This window comes from Azospirillum sp. RU38E (genome assembly GCF_900188385.1).
Lineage (GTDB): Bacteria > Pseudomonadota > Alphaproteobacteria > Azospirillales > Azospirillaceae > Niveispirillum.
On record NZ_FZOI01000004.1, the window covers coordinates 103538 to 124314 of the forward strand.

Genomic DNA, 20777 nt, shown 5'->3' on the forward strand with positions numbered 1-20777 from the left:
AAAGTTCACGCCATGTTGTGCCTGCGGACGGACGCTGGAACCGCCGCCAATGCCAATGCGCTGGGAAGGAACAGTCCTCATGACCGCTTATAACGCACCGATCCGGGATATGCGTTTCACCCTCAACCACGTTGTCGGCCTGCCGCAGGTGGCCAGCCTGCCCGGTTTTGAGGAGGTGACGCCTGATCTTGCCGATACCGTGCTGGAAGAGGCGGGCAAGCTGGCGCGTGATGTGCTGGCGCCGTTGAACTGGGTGGGTGACCAGGAAGGCGCCACGCTGGAAAATGGCGCGGTGCGCACCGCCACCGGCTTCAAGGATGCATATTGGAAATATGTCGATGGCGGCTGGAACGCCGTGCCGTTCGATCCGGAATTTGGTGGCCAGGGTTTGCCCTGGACGCTGGCCCTGCCGATCCAGGAAATGTGGACCTCGGCCAACATGTCCTTCGCCCTCTGCCCGATGCTGAACCAGGGGGCGGTGGAGCTGTTGCAGGCCCATGGCTCGGCAGAGCAGAAGCAGACCTATCTGGAAAAGCTGATCAGCGGTGAATGGGCCGGCACCATGAACCTGACGGAACCGCAGGCCGGTTCCGATGTCGGTGCCGTGCGCACCAAGGCGGTGCCGGGCGAAAACGGCACCTGGCTGATCACCGGTCAGAAGATTTTCATCACCTATGGTGAACATGATTTCACCGAGAATATCGTGCATCTGGTGCTGGCCCGCACCCCCACCGCGCCGGCCGGGATCAAGGGCATCAGCCTGTTTGTGGTGCCGAAATTCCTGGTGAATGAAGATGGCTCGCTGGGGGCGCGCAATGATCTGCGCTGCGCCGGGCTGGAACATAAGATGGGCATCCATGCCAGCCCCACCGCCGTCATGGCCTATGGCGATAATGGCGGCGCCATCGGCTATCTGGTGGGCGAGGAAAATCGCGGCATCGAATATATGTTCACCATGATGAACAATGCCCGTCTGGGCGTGGGTCTTCAGGGTGTTGCCATTGCCGAACGCGCCTATCAGCAGGCGCTGGACTATGCCAAGGGCCGTATCCAGAGCCGGGCGCTGACCGGCAAGGATCCCAACCCGGTGGCCATCATCAAGCATCCGGATGTACGCCGTATGCTGCTGAGCATGAAGTCGCAGATCGAGGCGGCCCGCGCCCTGGTCTATTACACGGCCGCCGCCCTGGATAATGCCCACCGGCACGATGATGCCGATGCGCGGCGCAAGGCCGCTGCCTTGAACGACCTGCTGACCCCCATCACCAAGGCTTGGTCCACCGATCTGGGCGTGGAGCTGACCAGCCTGGGCGTGCAAATTCATGGCGGCATGGGCTTCATTGAAGAGACGGGGGCGGCCCAGCATTACCGCGATGCCCGCATCGCCCCCATCTATGAGGGCACCAACGGCATCCAGGCCAATGATCTGGTCTTCCGCAAGGTGTCGCGCGATGGCGGGGCAGCGGCCGGGGAACTGATCGCGGAAATGAAGGAGATTGCGGCGGCAGCCAGCGCCGGGGCCGGCGACGATCTGGCCACCATGGGCGCCAACCTGTCGACCGCCATCCAGGCACTGGAACAGGCCACGGCCTGGGTGGTGGAGACCGGCAAGGCTGATCCGACGGCCGTTGCATCAGGTGCCGTCAATTATCTGCGCCTGTTCGGCGTCACCATTGGCGGCTTCCTGACCGCCAAGGCGATGCTGGCCGCCCAGGAACAATTGATGCAGCCCGGCGCCGATGCCGCCTTCCTGGATGCCAAGATGATCACCGGCCGTTTCTATGCCGACCAGATCCTGCCCACCACCGCAGGCCTGTTGCAGCCCATCCTGGCCGGTCATCGCAGCGTGATGGCACTGGCAGAAGATCAGTTCTGATCGGGTCGTTTGATCGGCCCTGTTAAGGAAAAGGCCGCCTCCCCCTGCGGGTGGCGGCCTTTTTACTGGGGAATGTGGTGTTACTGCTGGGTGATCGTCCCTTCTTCCGGGTTGATCATCACCGTCACCCACTGACCATCACTGGTCTTGGCCTCGGTCTTATAGACACCGGAATCGCGGGTGAATTCCTTCACCTCGGCGAAACCCAGCGTGTTGAAACGGTTCAGCAGCTGGGTGGTCAGCTGGGCATTCTTCTGCCGGCCGCTGCCGGAAATGCTGTCCGGATCAATCTCCGCCAGCACGCGCGGGCCCTGCTGTGCGGACATGCCGTCCGCTGACATCTGGTTGCCGGTGGCGGCTGTATCCGGGGCGGGAGTCGCCATGGGATCGGTGGAAGGCAGCGGTGTCGGGGGTGCCTCCGGGCCAACACCGGTGGTGGGGCTGGTCATCCCGGCAGTGCCATCGGTCCCCATGCTGGACTGGGCCAGAGCGGTGCCCCCCAGGCTGCTGCCCACCAGCAGACCGGCGGTCAACAGGGCGTAACAGGTCTTCATGACGGTAATCCTCCTTCATGGCCGGCGTCATCGCCTTTACAACCCTGAAAACACGCCAACGGATGCAGTGGTTCCGCTTTCCCCCTTTGTACCGACGAATGTCATAGGTCGAATTTCCACAATATCCCTGTGCAGGATTGATGGACATTGCCGGGCAGGCGGTTGACATTAAGGGAACCTGTTATTGTGGAGAGATGGCGATGAGTGACGTTTCCTCACCGGCCCTTTATGCCCTGGCTGCAAAGATCGCCACCTCCTACGCCCGCACCCATACGGTGCCGGTGGATGCGCTGCCCGGCGTCATCCAGCAGGCTTTCCAGGGGTTGGCGCGTTGTATGCAGCCGGTTGCCACTGCCCCCGTACCCGTGAAGAAGGCGCCGGGACGCGTGGGAAGGCCCCGTAAATCCTGATCCAGGTCTTTTCGGGAACAACCCCCGTATCAGCTCTGTTGCCCATAGGACAGCGCGGACAGTTCCGTTCACGCTTCACACTATCGGGAGGGACAGATGCTGTATTGGGCCCTGATTTTCTTCGTTGTTGCCCTGATCGCGGGTGTCTTGGGCTTTGGGGGTATCGCCTCGGCGTCAGCTGGCATTGCCCAGGTGCTTTTCTTCGTCTTCCTGGTGATTTTTATTGTGTCGTTGATCATGGGCGCCATGCGGCGCCGCTGATCGGGAGCACCCTTATCGGCAAATATGAAACAGGCGCTGGCGGGTTGGCCGGCGCCTGTTTCATATTTGGGCGGTGACGCCGTTAAAAAAAGGGAGGCCTCTGACAAGGCCACCCCAGGCAGGCGGGCTCAGGCCCACCGGAGGAGAAACATCAGGCCATGCCGCGCACCGCGTCGCCATCATCCGGCACGCCGCCTTCCATCAGGCAACGCAGGGCACGCCGACCGCGTGACAAGCGGGACTTAACCGTCCCGATCGATACTTTCATGATATCGGCCGCATCGGCATAGGACATGCCTTCCAGCCCGATCAGCAACACCACTTCCCGCTGCTCCTTGGGCAACTGCGTCAGGGCGCGTTTCAGGTCTCGCAATTCCAGACGAGAAACCTGGGAGCCATGGGCACTGCCCAGGCCTGCCTGCGCTTCCCCATCAATATCCACAAAGGTCTGTTTGCGGCGCACCCCGTTGATATGCAGGTTGCGCAGGATGGTAAACAGCCACGCCCGCAGATTCGTCCCCTGCTGCCAGAGATGCAGGCGGGTCAAAGCCCGTTCCAGGCATTCCTGGACAAGGTCATCCGCCATGGCGGCATCCCGCACCATACCCCGGGCAAAGCGCCGCAGGCGGGGGATTTCCTGTTCGATCTGCGCGATCAGGGTCGCCTTCTCCGCCTCCGTGCGCTCCGGCCGCAAGACATCGACATCAACCGGGGTGAGGAGACCGTGGGTCACCGGGTTATTGGCCTGCGTCGCTTCGATCTGGCGAGACATCTCTGTTTCTCCCTTTGATATCTCGTGGATACGTCAGCAAAGTATAAAGAGAAGAGGCTGGGTGGCGAGGGATGAAATGGTAGGAGATTGCCAATCATTCGTCATATCGACCGATCAGCCATAGGCAATGGGCGGGGTATGACCAGACGCCAGCAATATCAACCAAATCCCCTTCCGAAAAGCCTTCCTCGTACACGCTGCGTTAGGCACAGACTATTGCCGCCATTATTGTCACGATTGTGACCGATAGACTGGAATTAGGACTTTCTTAAGTATGATCCATTAGTGATAGTGGGGCACATAGACGGACATATGCCTTGTCGGTGGTGGGCCCCGCGTTTCCCGTCCGGTTGGTTGGTAACCGGTCCTTCACTGGTATGGCGTTAGCCTGAAAATGTTGAGAGGTGCAGGAACCAGGGCCGTGGCAGGGACGCTAAAGCGTAATGCGCCATGTTGCGGCCAAACTTTCCTTGCAAGCCGGCATCGGACAGCCAATAACCCTGTTTACCGGAAGGCATATCCGGCTTTTAAGGAACTGCTGCATGTACCCGCCCCCGCATGATGCATCCCGGCCCCTGACGCTGCGGCCACAGACGGAAGCGCCGGTGCTTTCTGTCGTGCTGCCGATGCATAACGAGGCGGAGAATGTGCAGCCCCTGTTCGCGCGGTTGATCCCGACGCTGGAAAAGCTGGGCGTGCCTTACGAAGTCATCTGTGTGGATGACGGGTCGCGTGACGACAGCTGGGCCCAGCTGCTGCTGGCCCGGCAAACTAACCCGCGCATCCGTCTGCTGCGCTTCAGCCGCAATTTCGGCAAGGAAATGGCGATGACGGCGGGGTTGCGCCATGCCCATGGCCGCGCCGTCGTGCTGATGGACAGCGACCTGCAGCACCCGCCCGAACTGATTGAGCAATTCTATGCCCAATGGCAGGCCGGCGCACAGGTCGTCTATGGCGTCCGGCAGAGCCGGGATACTGATCCGCCGCTGCGGCGTTGGTTGACACGCTGCTTTTATCGCCTGCTGGACAGCATGTCGGAAGTGCCCCTGCCCCGCGACGCCGGTGATTTCCGCTTGATGGACCGGATCGTGGTGGAAACGCTGAACCAGATGGATGAGCGGACCCGCTTCATGAAGGGTCTGTATAGCTGGGTCGGCTTCCGTCAGGTGGCCGTGCCCTTTGAAACGGCGGCCCGCCATGCCGGCACGTCCACCTTCAGCAAGTTGAAACTGTTTCGCTTCGCGCTCGATGGCATCGTCTCCTTCTCCACCCTGCCCTTGCGGGTCTGGTCCTGGCTGGGCCTGTTGGTGGCGGCCGTGGCGGTGGGCTATGGCGCCTTTATCCTGGTAATGACCCTGCTCTATGGCGTGGATGTGCCGGGCTATGCCTCTTTGATGGTGGCGACCCTGTTCCTGGGCGGCGTACAGCTGATCTGCCTGGGCGTGCTGGGGGATTATCTGGGCCGGGTCTTCAGCGAGGTGAAACGGCGACCGCTCTATGTGCTCTCCGACAGTGCAGGCTTCTCCCCCGATGAACAGCGCCAGGAACGCCCCGCCGCCCTGACCGAACGTCGCAGCGGCGCCAACTGACCCCTATTATGCAGGCCCCTTCCCCACAGGACCGTTTCTGGGACGGTTTGGCGCAGTTGGGCCTGATGGCCGCCCTGCTGTTTGTGGCCGCCAGTTTCAAGCAGTTCGGCATCAGCTGGGATGAGCCGCTGCATGTGGAAAATGGCTGGCGGGCCCTGAACTGGTATCGCTCGCTGGGGGCGGATCGCTCGGTCCTTTCCTTTCAGAACCTTTATCTCTATGGCGCGCTTTATGACACGATCTGCTCCACGGTCAGTCTGGTTCTGCCCTTTGACGGGTATGAAACGCGCCGCCTGCTGGGCGGGCTGGTTGGCGTGCTGGGGCTGGCGGGCGTGCGCCTGCTGGCGCGCGACTTGGGGGGGCCGCGCGCCGGGGCCCTGGCCGTGCTGCTGCTGCTGCTGACGCCGGAATGGATCGGTCAGTCCTTCGCCAACCCCAAGGACATTCCCTTCGCCACGGCCGCCGCCTGGGTGGCCGTGGCGCAAATCCGTCTGTTGCAGGGGCGACCGGGGCGCGGTCCTTGGCTGCTGCATGGGGTGACGCTGGGCTGTGCCCTGGGTATCCGCGTGGGCGGGGTCATCCTGCTGGCGCCGCTGCTGATCGGGCTTGGCGTGATGCTGCTGCGCCAAGCGCTGCGCGATGGACCCCTCAGCGCCGCCCGGCTGATGGCGCGCATGGCCGGGCCGCTGGCCGCATCGCTGCTGCTCTCCTGGGCCATGATGGTGGCCTTCTGGCCCTGGGCGCAGACGGGATGGCTGCGCCCGTTGGAGGCTTTGGCGGCCTTCTCGCATTTCCCGCTCAGCTTCCATTTCCCCTTTGCGGGGCAGCAGGTTGAAACCACGGCCCTGCCGCTCTGGTATGTACCCGTCGCCTTCGCGGTGAAGCTGCCGGAACCAGCGCTCCTCGGCCTGCTGGCGGCCTGCGTTGCCGGTATCCTTGCCCTGCGGCGGCAGGGCTGGGCGGGCTTGACGCCCCCCTGGCTGGGGCTCGCCAGCATGGCCCTGTTGCCGCCAGCCACCGTAATCATCAGCCATGCTGTGCTCTATGATGGCATCCGGCACCTGCTGTTTGTGATGGTGCCGCTCTATGCCCTGGCTGGGTTGGGGCTTGGCTGGCTGGCGGGGCTGTTGGCGGCACGGCCGCTGCGGGAAATCCGTCTGGTGGCAGGTTTGATGGGCCTCTGGGTGGTGTGGCAGATCGTCAGTATCGGCCGCCTGCACCCCTATGAGGCCATCTGGTACAATGCACTTGCCGGTGGGGTAACGGGGGCGGAAGGCCGATTCGAACTGGATGTGGGGGGGACCGCCCTGTCAGAGGCGGCAAGCCGTCTGCGTGACCATCTGGTGGCACGGGAAGGGGCGTGGGCCCTGGCCCATCCCTATCGTATCCGGGTCTGTGGCCCGCCGGAATCGGCCCTCTATTTCCTGCCGCCCCGCTGGGTGGCCCCACCGGACGGCAAGGGGCCAGCGGATTTCTATATCGCCTTCACCCGCGGCACCTGCCCCGACGCGCCGACGGGCAAGCAAATCCTGCGCGTGCGCCGGATGGGTGTGACCTTGGCCTATGTGCTGGACCTGCGGCCAACGCCGACAGAAGAAATCCCGGAGAATGAGCCGGCGCCATCCGGTCTTTAACCGGGGCGCCACGGCATCAATCTGCCGCCTGCGCCAGCGCCAGCGGCGCCCAGCCGTCACGGCCCAGCGCCTCCAACGGCTGGAACTTGGCCTTATATTCCATCTTCCGGCTGCCCTCGATCCAATAGCCCAGATAGATATAGGGCCGGCCCTGCAGGCGGGATTGTTCAATCAGTGCCAGCACCAGCTGGGTGCCCAGCGACCGGCGGGGTTGATCGGGATCATAAAAGCTGTAGACGGCGGAATAGCCATCATCCAGCCGATCCACCAGCATGGCCCCGCGCAGACGGCCGCCTTCATCCCGCGCTTCCAGCAGCATCGTATCCGCCTGCCCCTCATCCACCATGGCGGCGTAATCGCCGGGGGTCATGCGGTTCATGTCGCTGTCATTATGGCGCGCGTCTTGATAGGCGGCGAACAGGCGGAACTGTTCCATCGTCGCTTCCGCCGGGATCAGCCGGAAGGACAGATCTTGATTGACGCGCTGGATGCGCCGCATGGTGCGGCCGGGTTGGAAGGCCGCCACCGGCACCCGCACCGGCACACAGGCCGAACAGCCCGGACAGACGGGCCGATAAAGAATGTCATGGCTGCGCCGGAAGCCGACACGCGACAATTGCGAATTGATCTCGCCATTATCCGTGCCGACCAGCCGGGTGAAGAGTTTGCGTTCAACCCGCCCCGTCAGATAGGGACATGGCATCGGCCCGGATCGGAAGAATTGTTGCAGGGGCCGATGCAGGGGCGGGATGACGCTCATTGCTGGGGATTATCCGGTCAGGCCGTCATGGTGGCAGGTTGATCCGCATGGAAGAATGCCTGGGCGATATCGCTGGTCAGGCTGGAGAAGCTGAGCTGCAACCTATCCAGATATTCATGCAAACCGCCGGCAATCACCGCTTCAATGGTCTGGCTGGCCAAGCTGCCCAACAGCTCATCGGAACGCTCCAGCGGCAGCGTACCACGACGCAGCCGGTATTTGGAATTCAAGCGGTTCAGCAAACTATCCACTTCCCGCATACAGACCATGACGGAACGCGGGAAATTATCGTTGAACAGCAGGAATCCCGCCACCGCCGCCGGGGTCAAACCCCGAGGATAAACCCGGCGAAAAGCGTGATATCCAGCGGCCGACCGCAGCAGGCTGTTCCACTGGCTGATATCAACGGGTGTGCCAACATCGCGCGGGCTGGGCAGTAATGTGTGGTACTTGATGTCGAGCACGCGGGTCGTCTGGTCCGCCCGTTCCAGGTTGCGGCCCAGATTATAGAAATACCAACCCTGATCGCGGAAGAAGGTGCCCTCTGTAATCCCCGTATGGGTCTGGCAGGCTTCCTTGATGAAAGCGCATTGCCGCTGAATATTCTGGGGCGCGATGTCGTTCGGTCCCCAGGCTAGCAGCTTGTTATAGAAGACGTTGATCTGGGCCCACATTTCCGTGCTGATCAACGGGCGCAACTGACGCGCATTCTCCCGCGCTGAACTGACGGCAGCGATGATGGAGGTGGGGTTCTGCTGGTCCAGGATGTAGAAATTCAGCACATTCTTGGCGCTGGCCGTCGGGTACAGCTCAAAGAAGCGCTTTTCATCCGCGTTCAGCCGCACGATCGTCACCCAGTTGGTGGCGCCATAGCTGTCGCGGGCGAAGGTTTCATTCACATCCAGAATGCGGGCCAGATTCTCCGCCCGCTCCATATAGCGGGCGAGCCAGAAGATGCATTCGGCATAACGGGCGAGAAGGGCAGCCATTTTCCGATCCCCCTTACTGGCTTTGCGACTGGGATTGGAACGGATCGGCCACAGCCGATTCCAGCGCCGGCTCCTCCGCCGGTCCCTCGGTCAGCACCCAGGTATCCTTCGATCCGCCGCCCTGGCTGGAATTCACGATCAGCGTGCCTTTCTTCAGCGCCACGCGGGTCAACCCGCCGGGCAATACCCAGGTGTTACGCGCCGTAATGGCGAAGGGACGCAAATCCACATGGCGCGGCTCAATCCCGTCTTCCGTCAGCGTCGGGCAGACAGATAGCGGCACCATCGGCTGGCTGATGTAATTGGCCGGGTCTTCCAGCAGCTTGGCGCGGCACTCCTCCAGCTCCGCCTTGCTGGCGCGCGGGCCGATGGTAATGCCATAGCCCCCCGCCTCCCCCACCGGCTTGACGACCAGCTTGTCCAGATTATCCAGGGTAAACTTCAGGGCATCGGGTTCCCGGCAGATATGCGTCTCCACATTGGGGATGATCGCTTCCTCACCCAGGTAATATTTGATCATGCGCGGCACATAGGCATAGACGGCCTTGTCATCCGCCACGCCCGTGCCAATCGCATTGGCCAGCGCCACATTGCCCTTGCGATAGGCCTCAAAAATACCGGGCACGCCCAGCATACTGTCCGGGTTGAAGGCCAGCGGATCGAGGAAATCATCGCCGATGCGGCGATAGATCGAATCCACCCGGCGCAACCCGCCCGTGGTCTTCATATAGACCTTGTCGTTTTCAACGATCAGGTCGCGGCCTTCCACCAGCGGCACGCCCATTTCGCGGGCCAGGAAGATATGTTCGAAATAGGCGGAGTTATAGGCACCGGGCGACAGCAGCACCACCTGCGGGTCGCCATCCACCCCGTCCGGCCGGGGCGGTGCAATCTCGCACATCGCCTCCAGCAGTTTCATGCCGTAATTATCCACGCTGCGCAGGCCGATATCCCCCATCAGGTCGGGGAAGGCGCGCTGCATCATGTGGCGGTTTTCCACCACATAGGAGACACCGGAGGGCACGCGACCATTATCTTCCAGCACCCGGAAGGTGCCGTCATGGTCACGGACAAGGTCCACGCCCATGATATGGATATAGGTGTTGAAGGGCAGATCGATGCCGCGCATCTGTTCGCGGTAATTGGCATTGCCCAGCACCAGCTCGGCCGGGATGATGCCGTCCTTCAAAATCTTCTGATCGTGATAGACATCGTGCAGGAACAGGTTCAGCGCCGCGATGCGCTGCTGCACACCTGCTTCCAGATGCGCCCATTCCTTGGCCGAAATGATGCGTGGGATCACATCGAAGGGCAGAATGCGGTCCACCGCCTTGGCATCGCTATAGACCAGGAAGGTGATGCCGAGATTATAAAGCTCCCGCTCCGCATCCGAAGCCCGTCGTCGCAGGTCATCGAAATCAAGCTGTCGCAGCCTTTCCTGTACCGACAGCGTATGGCTGGCAGGCTTTGCCGCGTTCCCGAACAGCTCATCATAAAAGCCGTTGGCATTATAAGTCGACAGCAGATGGTCGACACCGTTTCCAGACCCGCTCAACAGAGCCCCCCACGCCCTTCGTGCCATGCTGTCCGCCACCGAGGGCGATGCCGATGGCGGGTTCGTTTCGCATTCGCACACACGAGACTATCAGAACGGATGCGTTTGAACAGGGGTCTGTTATGCGTCACACACATTTCACCACCATCATCGGTGGCGCTGTGACGGGAAAGTGACAACCAGCCTTGATCAACCTAGCGGGAGGTGCCAACGGCCGAGGGTGCCGGGGTCACACCGGGGCGCACGGGTGGCGGGTTGGCCACCGGGGCCGGGCTGGCAGCCCCCAGACCAGCCCCAGCCGGGCCACCTGCCGGGGCCTGCCCGCGCAACGGGTTTTCCCGCAACAGCACAATGGAGATGCGGCGGTTACGGGGGGAGTTGGGGTCATCCTTGAACAGATGGTCGCGGTCGGCCCGTCCCACCACGGATTCAAAACGGTCATTGGCGACACCCGACGCCTCCAGCGCCCGCCGGCTGGCATTGGCACGGTCGGTGGACAATTCCCAATTGCCATAGGAGGAACCGGCGCTGAAGGGCGTGCTGTCCGTATGGCCGCTGATCGACAGTTTGTTGGGCAGCTTGGCGACCACCTGCGCCACCTGGGACAGAAGCTGGGCCGTCTGCGGCAGCATCTTGGCGCTGGCCGACGGGAACATGGAATAGCCTTCCTGGTCGATCAGCTGGATGCGCAGCCCCTCCGGCGTATTCTCAATCACCAGATTCTTCGCCAGATCGCGCAGTTCCGGGATCTGTTGGATGGCCTGGCGCAGCTCCGCCTCTGCCTTGGCGAACTGGGCCTGTTCGTGCTTGGCCAGGGCGTCCCGCAGTTCCTTTTCATCCACCTTGCCGTCGCGGTTCTTATCCGCACTGGCGGTCTCCCCGGCGGCGGCCAGCTTGGCCATCCCGTTCACCGTGTCAATCGCCGTCCAACCGCCTTCCTTTTCGCCGGCACCCTTGCCGGTGGCATCCTGCTCCGTCGGTTTGCCGCTGGAGCTTTCCTGCATGTCTTCCGTCTGCTCTTCGGAATTGGCAGCCCCTTGCAGGGTGGGGACCGGCACGGTCAGGCCGGCGGGGCTGCTGCTGTTGGCCAGGGAGCCGGAGACGGTCACCGTGGTGCCACCCAACACCCCCCCCGCACCGCTGGTCTGTTTCGAGGCGCTGGCCGGGCTGAAATAATCGGCGATGCCCATCTTCTGTTCGGCTGTCGTCACATTCAGCAGCCAGAGCAGCAGGAAGAAGGCCATCATCGCCGTCACGAAGTCAGCATAGGCCACCTTCCAGGCACCGCCATGATGCCCTTCGCCGCCCTTGTTGATCTTCTTGATGATGATGGGTGCTTTTTCTTCGCCGCCGGCGGCCACAATGTCGATCCGATCCGTTCGTCCGATTAATGGACAAGAGTGTATCAAGCACTTCCCTGACAGAAAATGAACAAGTTCAATAGGGCCTTGTAATCTTGCATCGCCAGGGTAGCTCGTTTACCTCTCCAATCATTTAGGATCACAATATCATGGCCGGGGTTCACCGATGACGATCGACAAGCGCGCTTTCCGCGACGCCATGGGCTGTTTTGCCACAGGCATCTGTATCGCCTCCACCGTCGATCCGCAGGGGCAGCCGGTTGGCATTACCGTCAATTCCTTCACCTCCGTCTCGCTGAACCCGCCGCTGGTGCTGTTCTGCATCGACAAGCGGGCGGAAAGTGCGCCGGCTTTCCTCAGCGCGCCGGGCTTCGCCCTGGCCGTGCTGGATGCCGGGCATCAGGATCTTTCTACCCGCTTTGCCGTGGCCGATCAGGCCAGCCGCTGGGTGGGGGTGGAGCACAGCGTCTGGGAATCGGGTGCGCCCGTGCTGGAAAACGGTCTGGCGGCGATGGATTGCCAGCTTCATGGCGTGCATGATGGTGGCGATCACCATATTCTGGTGGGGCGGGTGCTGCGGCTGGCCAGCCGGGCCGGTGCCCCCTTGCTTTATTACCGTGGCGCTTATGCCGCCTTGGCAAGCGCCTGACGAGCACGCAACCGACGCCGGAGACGCGACGCATGACCTATTACCACGATAAGAACCTGCTCGGGCTTTCGGCGACCGGTTTTCACAAGATCGCCTATCGGGAATGGGGGGCGGGCCCGCGCACCATCGTCTGTGTCCATGGGCTGACCCGCAATGGGCGGGATTTTGACCGGCTGGCCGCTGATCTGGCTGATACGCTGAAGGCCCGCGTGATTTGCCCCGATGTGGTGGGGCGCGGACAGAGCGGCCGGCTGGTCAATCCCGATCATTACGGCTATCCGCAATATCTGGCCGATATGGCGGCCCTGATCGCCCGGCTGGAGGTGGAGCATGTCGATTGGATCGGCACCTCCATGGGCGGGCTGATCGGCATGATGCTGGCGGCCCAGCCCAACAGCCCGATCCGCCGGCTGGTAATCAATGATATCGGCCCCTTCGTGCCCAAGGCGGCTTTGGAACGGATCGGTGATTATGTCGGCCAGGATCCGGTCTTTGCCGATCTGACTGCCGCAGAACAATATTTCCGCGACCATTATGCCGGATTCGGCCAGTTGACGGCCGAACAATGGCTGCATATGGCGCAGCACAGCACCGACCGGCAGGATGATGGCAGCTACCGGCTGGCCTATGATCCTGGCATTGCCCGCATCTTCAAGATCGCCCCCATCGGCGATGTCGATCTCTGGGCCCTGTGGCAGGTGATCCGCCAGCCGACCCTGGTGATCCGGGGGGCGCTGTCCGATCTGCTGCTGGCCGAGACGGCAGAACGGATGACGGCGGAGGGCCCCAAGGCCCAGCTTTACACCGTCCCCGATGCCGGCCACGCACCGGCCCTGATGGCACCTGACCAGATTGCCGTGATCCGGGATTTCCTGTCGCGGCATGATTGAGATGAATGGCGGGCCGGCTGAAGGGTACCCGCCCTTCCGGGCGCGGGCACCCTGGCTTGGCCCGCATCTGCAGACCATCCGCAATACGCTGCTGCGCCCGGCCCCCCAGCTGCCAGCGGGCGACGTGCTGCATTTTCCCCTGGAAGATAGCAGCGGCGACCGTTTGCAGGGCCGGCTGAACCAGCCGGTCCCCCGCACGGATAAGCCGCTCTGCCTGCTGCTGCACGGGCTGACGGGCAGCGAGGACAGCTATTACATGCGGGCCACGGCGGCGATGCTGCTGGCCGATGGTTTCCCGGTGCTGCGGCTGAACCTGCGCGGGGCCGGCCCCACGGCCGGCCATTGCCGCCAGCGCTATCACGCCGGGCGCACGGGCGATATCCGCGCCGTACTGGCACAGTTGCCGGCGGCGATTGCCGGCCATGGCGTGGTGATCATCGGCTATTCCCTGGGCGGCAATGCCACGCTGAAACTGCTGGGGGAAGCGGATTTCCCCCTGCCGGTGCGGGCCGGGGCCAGCATTTCCGCCCCCATCGACCTTGCCGCCTCCTGCCAGCACATGATGTCGCCGGGCAATCGCTTCTATCATCGCTGGCTGCTGGGCAAGATGAAGGCGGAAATGGCGCTGGCGGCTGGTCTGGTGGAGCCGCAATGGCTGGACGCCGCCGCCACCGCTGCCAGCCTGTGGGATTTCGACAACCGGCTGGTCGGCCCCTGGAATGGCTGGTCGGGGGCGGCGGAATATTATGCGGTGAATTCCGCCAACCGGTTCCTGCCGGGCATCACCGTTCCCACCCTGCTGATCCATGCGCTGGATGATCCGTGGATTCCCGGTGATGCCTATCAGGCGGTGGAGTGGTCGGCATTGCCGCTGCTGACCCCGCTGCTCAGCCCCGGCGGCGGGCATGTCGGGTTCCATGGGCCGGGTGGGGTCTGGTCCGATCAATGTCTGCGCCTGTTCCTGCGTCGCCTGTTCGCGTAGCAAAAGCGTCACATGACCGCTGTAGCCTATGCCCCCTTATACAAACGGGAGGATCAGGCCAATGGCGGGATGGCGGCGGTTGATGGCGCTGGGTCTGGTGCTGGCCCCCTTCCCCGCCTTGGCCCAGCAACCGCCGCCGGTTGATCCCCAGCTCTATCAATATCTGGCGGAAACGCCGGTCACCCTGCTGGAATGGGGGATGCTGCGGCTGGGCCGCGACATGCAGGCGGCGGTGACAGCCCTGTCCCTGGATGGCGGCCGCAACGGCACGGCAAAGGTGAAGACCGGCACCCTGTTCCGGCCTTTTGACCGGCGGGTGGTGGCCTATGTCTCCCTACCCGTGGCGGGCAAGGCGCGCAGCCTGGAACAGTGCCAGGAAATCTACGGTTTGCTACGGGAAAACCTGCTGGCCGGTGCGCCGGGCGGCCTGTCGGGGCCGCCCTGGTATTTACAACGCCTGTTCGGTGCCGACACCCGCAGCGGTCGCCCCGAACCGTTCGGGGAGATGCTGGTGGAGATGGTGTTGCTGGAAGTGACCCTGCGCGTACCGGAGGCAGAAAACTTCACCCCCGGTTCGAAAAACACCATCTGCGCCGGTAAGCTGGATCAGGAACAGGCGGCGGAGATACAGCCCTGGCGTCCCCCGCCGCCGCCCTGATGGATCAGGCAGCCGATATCGGCGGCAGCATGTCCAGGAAGCGCTTGGTTACCGCCAGATCGGTGCGCTGATTGTTGCGGCGGTCGGCCGCCTCCCAATCCTCGCCCCATCTCTCGATCTGGAAATTCTCATCCAGCTGGGCCAGATCAAAGGTCTCTTCCGGCGTCAGCCTGCCATCGACCAGGGCCAGCGACAGCACCAGCGACCCGGTAATGCCGATGACATTCTGCAGCGCCGTCAGCCGCCAGGCGTCCAGCGCATCGATCCCGGCGCGCAGGGCGTTCAGCGCCTGCGGCGGCTGGGCAATATGGATGATGCCGCTGGCCAGCCGCAGATGCGTATCATAGCGACGGGCCGCCCAATCCAGCAGCGGTTGCCAGAGTGCGGCCTGGCGGGCCACCAGCTCCGGCGGCTCCTCCGCGCGATAGCAGAGCAGTTCAGAACCGCCATATTCGGCCGATGCCGCCGCCACGTCCGGCATCCGGCCCACCACCCCGTCAAGGCAGGTGCTGGCCAACTGGGTCAGCGGCATGGTCTGGGGCTTCACCTCTTCCCCCTGGCCCTGCCATTCATTGGCAATCGCCTCCGCCAGGGCCTGTGTGGGCAGGATCAGCGGGTGTTTGGCAGGCGTGCGCACCGGGCGGCCATCCAGGGCGATGCTCCAGCCACCATCGACCGCCTGCACCGTCACCTGCTTGTAAAAACGCTTCATCACGGCACCTTGTTTGCCAGAATATCGGCCAGGGCATCGGGCACCTGGGCATAATCATCCACCAGCCGGTCGGCCCCGGCGGCGCGCAGTTCCGACAGGTCGTGATAGCCCCAGGCCACCCCAACCGACGCCACACGGGCATTGCGCGCCATCAGGATGTCAAAGGTGGTGTCACCGATCACCACGGTGCCCGCCGCATCGGCCCCGCTTTCGGCCAGCGCCTCATAGACCATGTCCGGATGGGGCTTGCCGTTTACCCGGTCGCTGGTCTGCAGCGTCACAAAGCGATGGGCCAGATTGTGATGGGCCAGCGTGGCATCCAGCCCCCGCCGGCTTTTGCCGGTGGCGATGCCCAGCAGGAAGCCCGCCGCCTCCAGCCGGTCCAGTGCCTCCAGCAACCCGTCGAACAAAGGTTCCGGGTGGGTGCCGGCCAGCCGGTTGCGATAGAAGGCCTGCTTATAGGCCTCGGCAATTGCCTGATGCAGGCTGGCATCCGACCCATCGGGTGCCAGCCGCGCCACCGCATCCACCAGCGGCAGACCGACCACGCGGCGGGTGGCCAGTGAGGGGGGCGGGGTCAGGCCCACGGCCTGGAACCCCGCAACCATAGCGGCCACGATGGCGTGCTGGCTGTCAACCAGCGTACCGTCACAATCAAAAAGGGCGAGCTTCAGCATCTTATCGGTCAGTCCAGTGCGGCGAACGGGTCTTCCTTCAGGTTGGCACTGAAGCCGAAATAATCCCAGGCCGGGCGCATATGCTCTGGTAGAGGTGCCGTCACATCGATCGTGCCGCCACGCGGATGCGGGATGATGATGCGGCGGGCGTGCAGGTGAAGCTGGCGCTTCACATTGGCGCTGCCTTCCAGAAAGGCCCCCTGGCCGGCATATTTGCCATCACCCAGCAAGGGCGTACCGATGGCATTCATATGCACGCGCAATTGGTGCGTGCGGCCGGTGCGCGGCCAGAGTGCCACAAAGGCCGCCTTGCGGTGGGCATGTTCCAGCACGGTATAATAGGTCTGCGCCCGCTGGCCGTTTTTGGGATCGACCATCATGCGCTCGCCGCCGGCCCCCGGCTCCTTGGACAGCGACAGGTCGATGCGGCCCTGATGCGGGTCGGGCACACCCACCGTGATGGCCCAATAGATCTTGCGGGCATCACGGCTGCGGAAGCTTTCCGTCAGCCGGGTCGCGGCAAAGGCGTTGCGGGCCAGCACCAGGCAGCCGCTGGTATCCTTGTCCAACCGGTGGACCAGCTTGGGCCGTTCCTTGGCGTCGAATTTCAGCAGGTCCAGCATGGCGTCCAGATGCTTGGTCTGGCCGGTCCCCCCCTGCACCGCCAGCCCGGCAGCCTTGTCCAGCACGATGACATCCGCATCACGGAAAAGCACCCGGCCGCGCAGGGCGGCAGCCTCCTTCTCGCTGAAGGCGGGCTGGCGGGCGGGGGCCTCATCCTCTGCCCCTTCAACCGGCGGGGCCACATCGGGCAGCGGCGGAATGCGCAGGGACTGACCGGGGGCAAGGCGGGTATTGGCATCCGCCCGCTTGCCATCCACCCGCACCTGTCCCGTGCGCAACAGCTTTTGCAGCGCGCCATGGCCGATCTGGGGGTAATGCCGCTTGAACCAGCGGTCGAGCCGGATATCCGCCTCGTCCTCCGTCACCAGCCTTGTTTCGACCACCTTGGCGGGGCCGCGCGCTTCATCGGCATCGCTCATGCCGTCACCATCCGTACCAGATAAAGACCGGCGAACAGGCCGCCGATCGACACAATCAAAGAGGCCAGCAGATAGAAGGCGGCCCCGCCCAGATCACCCCGTTCCAGCAACGTCGCCACATCCAGCGAGAAGGTGGAAAAGGTGGTGAAGCCGCCCAGGATACCCACCGTCAGAAAGGCCCGCAGTTCCGGCGACGGTGCCCATACCTGCGCCATCAGCCCGACCAGCAGCCCCATGACCGTGGAACCGACGATATTGATCGTCAGCGTCGCCCAGGGGAAGTCCGCCCCCAGCCATCGCCCCATACCCTGGGCGGTGAGATAGCGCGCCACGGAGCCGAGTGCACCACCGAATGCGACATAGAGGACCATCTTCATGCGCCGACCCCGAAAATCCAGCCTTCACGCCGGGCGGTATCCGCATCCATCCAAGCCGGCGCCCAGGCGGACAGCTGGCGGGCAAGATGGCGCAACCCGGCGGCGCTGATCATGGCATCACCGATGTGATCGTCAAACCGATCCGGTAGTGACGCATCGGCATGGCAGCCATAGAAGGCCAGACCCGGTTGCAGAATCTTGCGCTCCACCACCTTGCGATTGCCACCCAGCGCCTGTTTGCGGAACAGGGTGGGATAGATTTCCATCACCACGCTCTGCCCCGGCCCCGGTATTTCCAGCGGCCAGACGCAAAGCCCATCGCCCATCAGCCCGTGCAGGTGGCGCAACGTGCGCATCCCGGCCAGCGATGCCTTGCCCACCTGTTTGGCCGCCGCCGCCAGCTTGAACACCGATACCGGGGTGCCGGCCCCGGTGTCGGCCGCCACCATCTCCACCCGCCGGCGTTTGGTGGAGCCATCGCCCCAATGGGAAGGGGTCGGCCCGTTGATCCAGAAACTGGGGAACAGGCGGGGGTCCAGCACGGCGGCACCGGCGAAGGCATCGGCCCCGCCCGCCGATGCCTCTTCCACCAGATCCCACAGGGCCAGCATGTCGGCAACATCCGGCACCCGCCCATCCAGATAACCTTGGCCTGGCACCCAGGGCATGGCGAAGGCAAAATCGAACCCGGCCAGGATGCGCTTTCCCCCCGCCGCCTGATCGGCGATCCACTGCGCCACCTCCAGCCGTTCCCAGAACCGGCCCTGCGGCTGGATGGGGCGGACCAGACCGGCGGCATCGCAGGCGGCCATGGCCACAGAGCGGGCCGGCTGTGCCCCCGTCCAGTCGATGCCCAGGTAAAGATCGAATTGCCTGTCCATTCATTTACGCCGGGTGAAGAAAACCAACCGCTTGCCCATTGCCCTTTGCCTGTACAGCATCCATGATTCAATCCAAACAATCTCGGGGATCGCCAGCATGAGCATCTATGATTTCTCCGCCACCCTGCTGGATGGCAGCGAGGTAACGCTGGACCAGTGGCGTGACAAAGTGCTGCTGATCGTCAATACGGCCAGTAAATGCGGTTTCACCCCGCAATATCAGGGGCTGGAAGCGCTGTATCGTGAATTGGGGCCGCGTGGGTTGGTGGTGCTGGGCTTCCCCTGCAACCAGTTCGGCCATCAGGAGCCGGGCGATGAGGCGGAAATCGCCAATTTCTGCTCCCTCACCTATGACGTGTCCTTCCCCATGTTCACCAAGGTGGATGTGAACGGGGACAATGCCCATCCGCTGTTCCAGTGGCTGAAGGCGCAGAAGCCGGGCCTACTGGGAACAGAGGCCATCAAATGGAATTTCACCAAATTCCTGGTGGACCGCACGGGCGAGGTGGTGGACCGCGCGGCACCCACCACCAAGCCGGAAGATATGCGCGCAAAGATAGAAAAACTTCTTTAATGAATCGTAATTTCAAATCATAGTTATATGGCGCATGGCATCACATATTTGTCATGCGCCGACACCTCTTGGACAGAACGATGAATTGACCGAAATCAAAGCGCGGCAGACGGATATGCCTGACCATGCATCGGTCAGAACGTCCTGATTGTCCGGCCCTGGCGCGACAAGCCGTCGCTAAGGGGTTTCTGAACCTCTTCCTTTGCAGTAGTAAAGAGGGGTGGACATTCAGGACGGCCGGAACAAGACTGACGCAGGAACGGCCAAGACGGGACAAACGGCCCATGGATTACGAGAGCTTCTTCAAGAGCCAGATTGCCGGCCTCAAGCGCGAAGGGCGTTACCGCGTCTTCGCCGACCTTGAGCGCCGCGTCGGTGATTTTCCCGTCGCCTCCTTCCATCCGGAAGAGGGTCCGCCCAAGGACGTGACCGTCTGGTGCTCCAACGATTATCTGGGCATGGGCCAGCACCCGGTGGTGATCGGCTCCATGGTGGACAGCCTGCATAAATGCGGCGCTGGCGCTGGCGGCACCCGCAACATCTCCGGCACCAACCATTATCATGTGCTGCTGGAGAAGGAGCTGGCCGACCTGCATGGCAAGGAAGCGGCCCTGCTGTTCACCTCAGGCTATATCAGCAACGAGGCGACGCTCTCCACCCTGCCCCGCCTGCTGCCCAACTGCGTCGTCTTCTCCGACGCGTTGAACCATAATTCCATGATCGAGGGCATCCGCCACTCTGGCGCGGAAAAGCATATTTTCCGGCATAATGATGTGGAACATCTGGATACCCTGCTGTCGCGCCTGCCCAAGTCACAGCCCAAGTTGGTGGCGTTCGAAAGCGTCTATTCGATGGATGGCGATATCGCCCCCATCAAGGAATTGTGCGACGTGGCCGACAAGCACGGCGCCATGACCTATCTGGATGAAGTCCACGCCGTTGGCATGTATGGCCAGCGTGGCGCCGGTGTGGCCGAACGCGAAGGCGTGATGGATCGGCTGACCGTGATCGAAGGGACGCTGGGCAAGGCGTTCGGCGTGATGGGCGGCTACATCACCGGTTCCACCGCCCTGGTGGATTGCGTGCGCAGCTTCGCCCCCTCCTTCATCTTCACCACCTCGCTGGCCCCGGTGCTGGCGGCTGGTGCCTTGGCCTCCGTCATGTTCCTGAAGGAACATAATGAAATCCGCATCCGCCACCAGGAACGCGCCGCCACGCTGAAGCGCCGGCTGATCCAGGCGGGGCTGCCGGTGATGCCGTCGGTCAGCCATATCGTGCCGCTGCTGGTGGGTGATCCGGTGCTGTGCAAGCAGGCCAGCGACGATCTGCTGAACATCCACAATATCTATGTGCAGCCGATCAATTACCCGACCGTGCCGCGCGGGACGGAACGGCTGCGCCTGACGCCGACCCCCTATCATGATGATCGCAAGATGGATCAGCTGGTCGATGCCCTGCTGAGCGTCTGGCGGAGCCTGGAATTGCAGCGGGCCGCATAAAAAATCACGAATTTGTAAACGATTTCTGAAGGGCTGGGTGGCAAAGTCACCCAGCCCTCTTCATTTGCGCCTCA

22 protein-coding genes are annotated in these 20777 nt (G+C 63.0%); 11 read left to right on the forward strand and 11 right to left on the reverse strand.

What is annotated here, in order from left to right; genetic code table 11:
* The first annotated feature begins 79 nt into the window (after positions 1-79).
* Positions 80-1876 (forward strand): acyl-CoA dehydrogenase, encoded by a 1797-nt coding sequence (locus CHB97_RS10175; protein ID WP_089287859.1) that lies wholly within the window; start codon positions 80-82, stop codon positions 1874-1876.
* A gap of 80 nt (positions 1877-1956) precedes the next feature.
* On the opposite strand, the gene CHB97_RS10180 is transcribed toward CHB97_RS10175, so the two are convergent.
* Positions 1957-2430 carry a hypothetical protein gene (locus CHB97_RS10180; protein WP_089287860.1) on the reverse strand — a complete coding sequence of 158 codons (474 nt, stop codon included), beginning with the start codon at positions 2428-2430 and terminating at the stop codon, positions 1957-1959.
* Between the two features lie 200 nt (positions 2431-2630).
* Here CHB97_RS10180 and CHB97_RS10185 point away from each other — a divergent pair, with 200 nt between their 5' ends.
* The gene (locus CHB97_RS10185; protein WP_089287861.1) at positions 2631-2840 is read left to right on the forward strand and encodes a hypothetical protein; all 210 of its coding nucleotides are present in this window, start codon (positions 2631-2633) and stop codon (positions 2838-2840) included.
* 96 nt (positions 2841-2936) lie between these two features.
* A complete protein-coding gene (locus CHB97_RS10190; RefSeq protein ID WP_089287862.1) occupies positions 2937-3101 on the forward strand; it encodes a DUF1328 domain-containing protein in 165 nt (54 codons plus the stop codon).
* Positions 3102-3252: 151 nt separating this feature from the next.
* Here CHB97_RS10190 and CHB97_RS10195 read toward each other — a convergent pair whose 3' ends face one another.
* Complete coding sequence (locus tag CHB97_RS10195; RefSeq protein ID WP_089287863.1) at positions 3253-3873, reverse strand: sigma-70 family RNA polymerase sigma factor; 621 nt, start codon at positions 3871-3873, stop codon at positions 3253-3255.
* 542 nt (positions 3874-4415) lie between these two features.
* On the opposite strand from CHB97_RS10195, the gene CHB97_RS10200 reads away from it, so the two are divergent.
* Both CHB97_RS10200 and CHB97_RS10205 read left to right on the forward strand, forming a co-directional pair.
* On the forward strand, positions 4416-5462 hold the full coding sequence (locus CHB97_RS10200; RefSeq protein WP_089287864.1) for a glycosyltransferase family 2 protein: 1047 nt from the start codon (positions 4416-4418) through the stop codon (positions 5460-5462).
* Positions 5463-5470: 8 nt separating this feature from the next.
* Positions 5471-7096, forward strand: a complete 1626-nt coding sequence (locus CHB97_RS10205) for a glycosyltransferase family 39 protein (protein ID WP_089287865.1) — start codon at positions 5471-5473, stop codon at positions 7094-7096.
* Positions 7097-7112: 16 nt separating this feature from the next.
* On the opposite strand, the gene CHB97_RS10210 is transcribed toward CHB97_RS10205, so the two are convergent.
* From CHB97_RS10210 to CHB97_RS10225, 4 genes are all read right to left on the reverse strand, one after another.
* The gene (locus tag CHB97_RS10210) at positions 7113-7856 is read right to left on the reverse strand and encodes an arginyltransferase (protein WP_089287866.1); all 744 of its coding nucleotides are present in this window, start codon (positions 7854-7856) and stop codon (positions 7113-7115) included.
* A 17-nt stretch (positions 7857-7873) separates the two neighbouring features.
* Positions 7874-8845, reverse strand: coding sequence for an alpha-E domain-containing protein (locus CHB97_RS10215; protein WP_089287867.1), 972 nt, complete (start codon positions 8843-8845; stop codon positions 7874-7876).
* A 13-nt stretch (positions 8846-8858) separates the two neighbouring features.
* Complete coding sequence (locus CHB97_RS10220) at positions 8859-10400, reverse strand: circularly permuted type 2 ATP-grasp protein (protein WP_244559490.1); 1542 nt, start codon at positions 10398-10400, stop codon at positions 8859-8861.
* Positions 10401-10594: 194 nt separating this feature from the next.
* On the reverse strand, positions 10595-11764 hold the full coding sequence (locus tag CHB97_RS10225; RefSeq protein WP_089288106.1) for a flagellar motor protein MotB: 1170 nt from the start codon (positions 11762-11764) through the stop codon (positions 10595-10597).
* Positions 11765-11927: 163 nt separating this feature from the next.
* Between CHB97_RS10225 and CHB97_RS10230 the strand changes: the two genes are divergently transcribed.
* From CHB97_RS10230 to CHB97_RS10245, 4 genes are all read left to right on the forward strand, one after another.
* Complete coding sequence (locus CHB97_RS10230; RefSeq protein WP_089287869.1) at positions 11928-12410, forward strand: flavin reductase family protein; 483 nt, start codon at positions 11928-11930, stop codon at positions 12408-12410.
* A 32-nt stretch (positions 12411-12442) separates the two neighbouring features.
* Complete coding sequence (locus tag CHB97_RS10235) at positions 12443-13300, forward strand: alpha/beta fold hydrolase (protein WP_089287870.1); 858 nt, start codon at positions 12443-12445, stop codon at positions 13298-13300.
* Positions 13293-14282 (forward strand): YheT family hydrolase, encoded by a 990-nt coding sequence (locus tag CHB97_RS10240; RefSeq protein ID WP_089287871.1) that lies wholly within the window; start codon positions 13293-13295, stop codon positions 14280-14282. The genes CHB97_RS10235 and CHB97_RS10240 overlap by 8 nt, the downstream gene beginning before the upstream one ends.
* Before the next feature lie 61 nt (positions 14283-14343).
* Positions 14344-14940, forward strand: a complete 597-nt coding sequence (locus CHB97_RS10245) for a hypothetical protein (RefSeq protein ID WP_089287872.1) — start codon at positions 14344-14346, stop codon at positions 14938-14940.
* A gap of 4 nt (positions 14941-14944) precedes the next feature.
* Here CHB97_RS10245 and CHB97_RS10250 read toward each other — a convergent pair whose 3' ends face one another.
* Genes CHB97_RS10250 through CHB97_RS10270 form a run of 5 tightly spaced genes read right to left on the reverse strand, consistent with a single transcriptional unit; the run spans position 14945 to position 18630 of the window.
* A complete protein-coding gene (locus CHB97_RS10250) occupies positions 14945-15652 on the reverse strand; it encodes an ATP12 family chaperone protein (protein WP_089287873.1) in 708 nt (235 codons plus the stop codon).
* Positions 15652-16329: an HAD-IA family hydrolase gene (locus CHB97_RS10255; protein ID WP_089287874.1), complete on the reverse strand. Its 678-nt coding sequence runs from the start codon at positions 16327-16329 to the stop codon at positions 15652-15654. Before CHB97_RS10255 ends, CHB97_RS10250 begins: the two co-directional genes overlap by 1 nt.
* A gap of 8 nt (positions 16330-16337) precedes the next feature.
* On the reverse strand, positions 16338-17372 hold the full coding sequence (locus CHB97_RS10260) for an RluA family pseudouridine synthase (protein WP_089287875.1): 1035 nt from the start codon (positions 17370-17372) through the stop codon (positions 16338-16340).
* Positions 17369-17749, reverse strand: a complete 381-nt coding sequence (crcB, locus tag CHB97_RS10265; RefSeq protein WP_089287876.1) for a fluoride efflux transporter CrcB — start codon at positions 17747-17749, stop codon at positions 17369-17371. Before crcB ends, CHB97_RS10260 begins: the two co-directional genes overlap by 4 nt.
* On the reverse strand, positions 17746-18630 hold the full coding sequence (locus CHB97_RS10270; RefSeq protein WP_089287877.1) for a hypothetical protein: 885 nt from the start codon (positions 18628-18630) through the stop codon (positions 17746-17748). The genes crcB and CHB97_RS10270 overlap by 4 nt, the downstream gene beginning before the upstream one ends.
* A 97-nt stretch (positions 18631-18727) precedes the next feature.
* Between CHB97_RS10270 and CHB97_RS10275 the strand changes: the two genes are divergently transcribed.
* Together CHB97_RS10275 and hemA are read left to right on the forward strand one after the other, a co-directional pair.
* A complete protein-coding gene (locus CHB97_RS10275; RefSeq protein WP_089287878.1) occupies positions 18728-19204 on the forward strand; it encodes a glutathione peroxidase in 477 nt (158 codons plus the stop codon).
* A gap of 284 nt (positions 19205-19488) precedes the next feature.
* Positions 19489-20703 (forward strand): 5-aminolevulinate synthase, encoded by a 1215-nt coding sequence (gene hemA, locus CHB97_RS10280; protein ID WP_089287879.1) that lies wholly within the window; start codon positions 19489-19491, stop codon positions 20701-20703.
* Positions 20704-20777 lie beyond the last annotated feature (74 nt).

Coding starts and splice junctions, on each gene's coding strand:
- CHB97_RS10175 (WP_089287859.1), top strand. CDS start 80: ATGACCGCTTATAACGCACCGATCCGGGATATGCGTTTCACCCTCAAC.
- CHB97_RS10180 (WP_089287860.1), bottom strand. CDS start 2,430: ATGAAGACCTGTTACGCCCTGTTGACCGCCGGTCTGCTGGTGGGCAGC.
- CHB97_RS10185 (WP_089287861.1), top strand. CDS start 2,631: ATGAGTGACGTTTCCTCACCGGCCCTTTATGCCCTGGCTGCAAAGATC.
- CHB97_RS10190 (WP_089287862.1), top strand. CDS start 2,937: ATGCTGTATTGGGCCCTGATTTTCTTCGTTGTTGCCCTGATCGCGGGT.
- CHB97_RS10195 (WP_089287863.1), bottom strand. CDS start 3,873: ATGTCTCGCCAGATCGAAGCGACGCAGGCCAATAACCCGGTGACCCAC.
- CHB97_RS10200 (WP_089287864.1), top strand. CDS start 4,416: ATGTACCCGCCCCCGCATGATGCATCCCGGCCCCTGACGCTGCGGCCA.
- CHB97_RS10205 (WP_089287865.1), top strand. CDS start 5,471: ATGCAGGCCCCTTCCCCACAGGACCGTTTCTGGGACGGTTTGGCGCAG.
- CHB97_RS10210 (WP_089287866.1), bottom strand. CDS start 7,856: ATGAGCGTCATCCCGCCCCTGCATCGGCCCCTGCAACAATTCTTCCGA.
- CHB97_RS10215 (WP_089287867.1), bottom strand. CDS start 8,845: ATGGCTGCCCTTCTCGCCCGTTATGCCGAATGCATCTTCTGGCTCGCC.
- CHB97_RS10230 (WP_089287869.1), top strand. CDS start 11,928: ATGACGATCGACAAGCGCGCTTTCCGCGACGCCATGGGCTGTTTTGCC.
- CHB97_RS10235 (WP_089287870.1), top strand. CDS start 12,443: ATGACCTATTACCACGATAAGAACCTGCTCGGGCTTTCGGCGACCGGT.
- CHB97_RS10240 (WP_089287871.1), top strand. CDS start 13,293: ATGATTGAGATGAATGGCGGGCCGGCTGAAGGGTACCCGCCCTTCCGG.
- CHB97_RS10245 (WP_089287872.1), top strand. CDS start 14,344: ATGGCGGGATGGCGGCGGTTGATGGCGCTGGGTCTGGTGCTGGCCCCC.
- CHB97_RS10250 (WP_089287873.1), bottom strand. CDS start 15,652: ATGAAGCGTTTTTACAAGCAGGTGACGGTGCAGGCGGTCGATGGTGGC.
- CHB97_RS10255 (WP_089287874.1), bottom strand. CDS start 16,329: ATGCTGAAGCTCGCCCTTTTTGATTGTGACGGTACGCTGGTTGACAGC.
- CHB97_RS10260 (WP_089287875.1), bottom strand. CDS start 17,372: ATGAGCGATGCCGATGAAGCGCGCGGCCCCGCCAAGGTGGTCGAAACA.
- crcB (WP_089287876.1), bottom strand. CDS start 17,749: ATGAAGATGGTCCTCTATGTCGCATTCGGTGGTGCACTCGGCTCCGTG.
- CHB97_RS10270 (WP_089287877.1), bottom strand. CDS start 18,630: ATGGACAGGCAATTCGATCTTTACCTGGGCATCGACTGGACGGGGGCA.
- CHB97_RS10275 (WP_089287878.1), top strand. CDS start 18,728: ATGAGCATCTATGATTTCTCCGCCACCCTGCTGGATGGCAGCGAGGTA.
- hemA (WP_089287879.1), top strand. CDS start 19,489: ATGGATTACGAGAGCTTCTTCAAGAGCCAGATTGCCGGCCTCAAGCGC.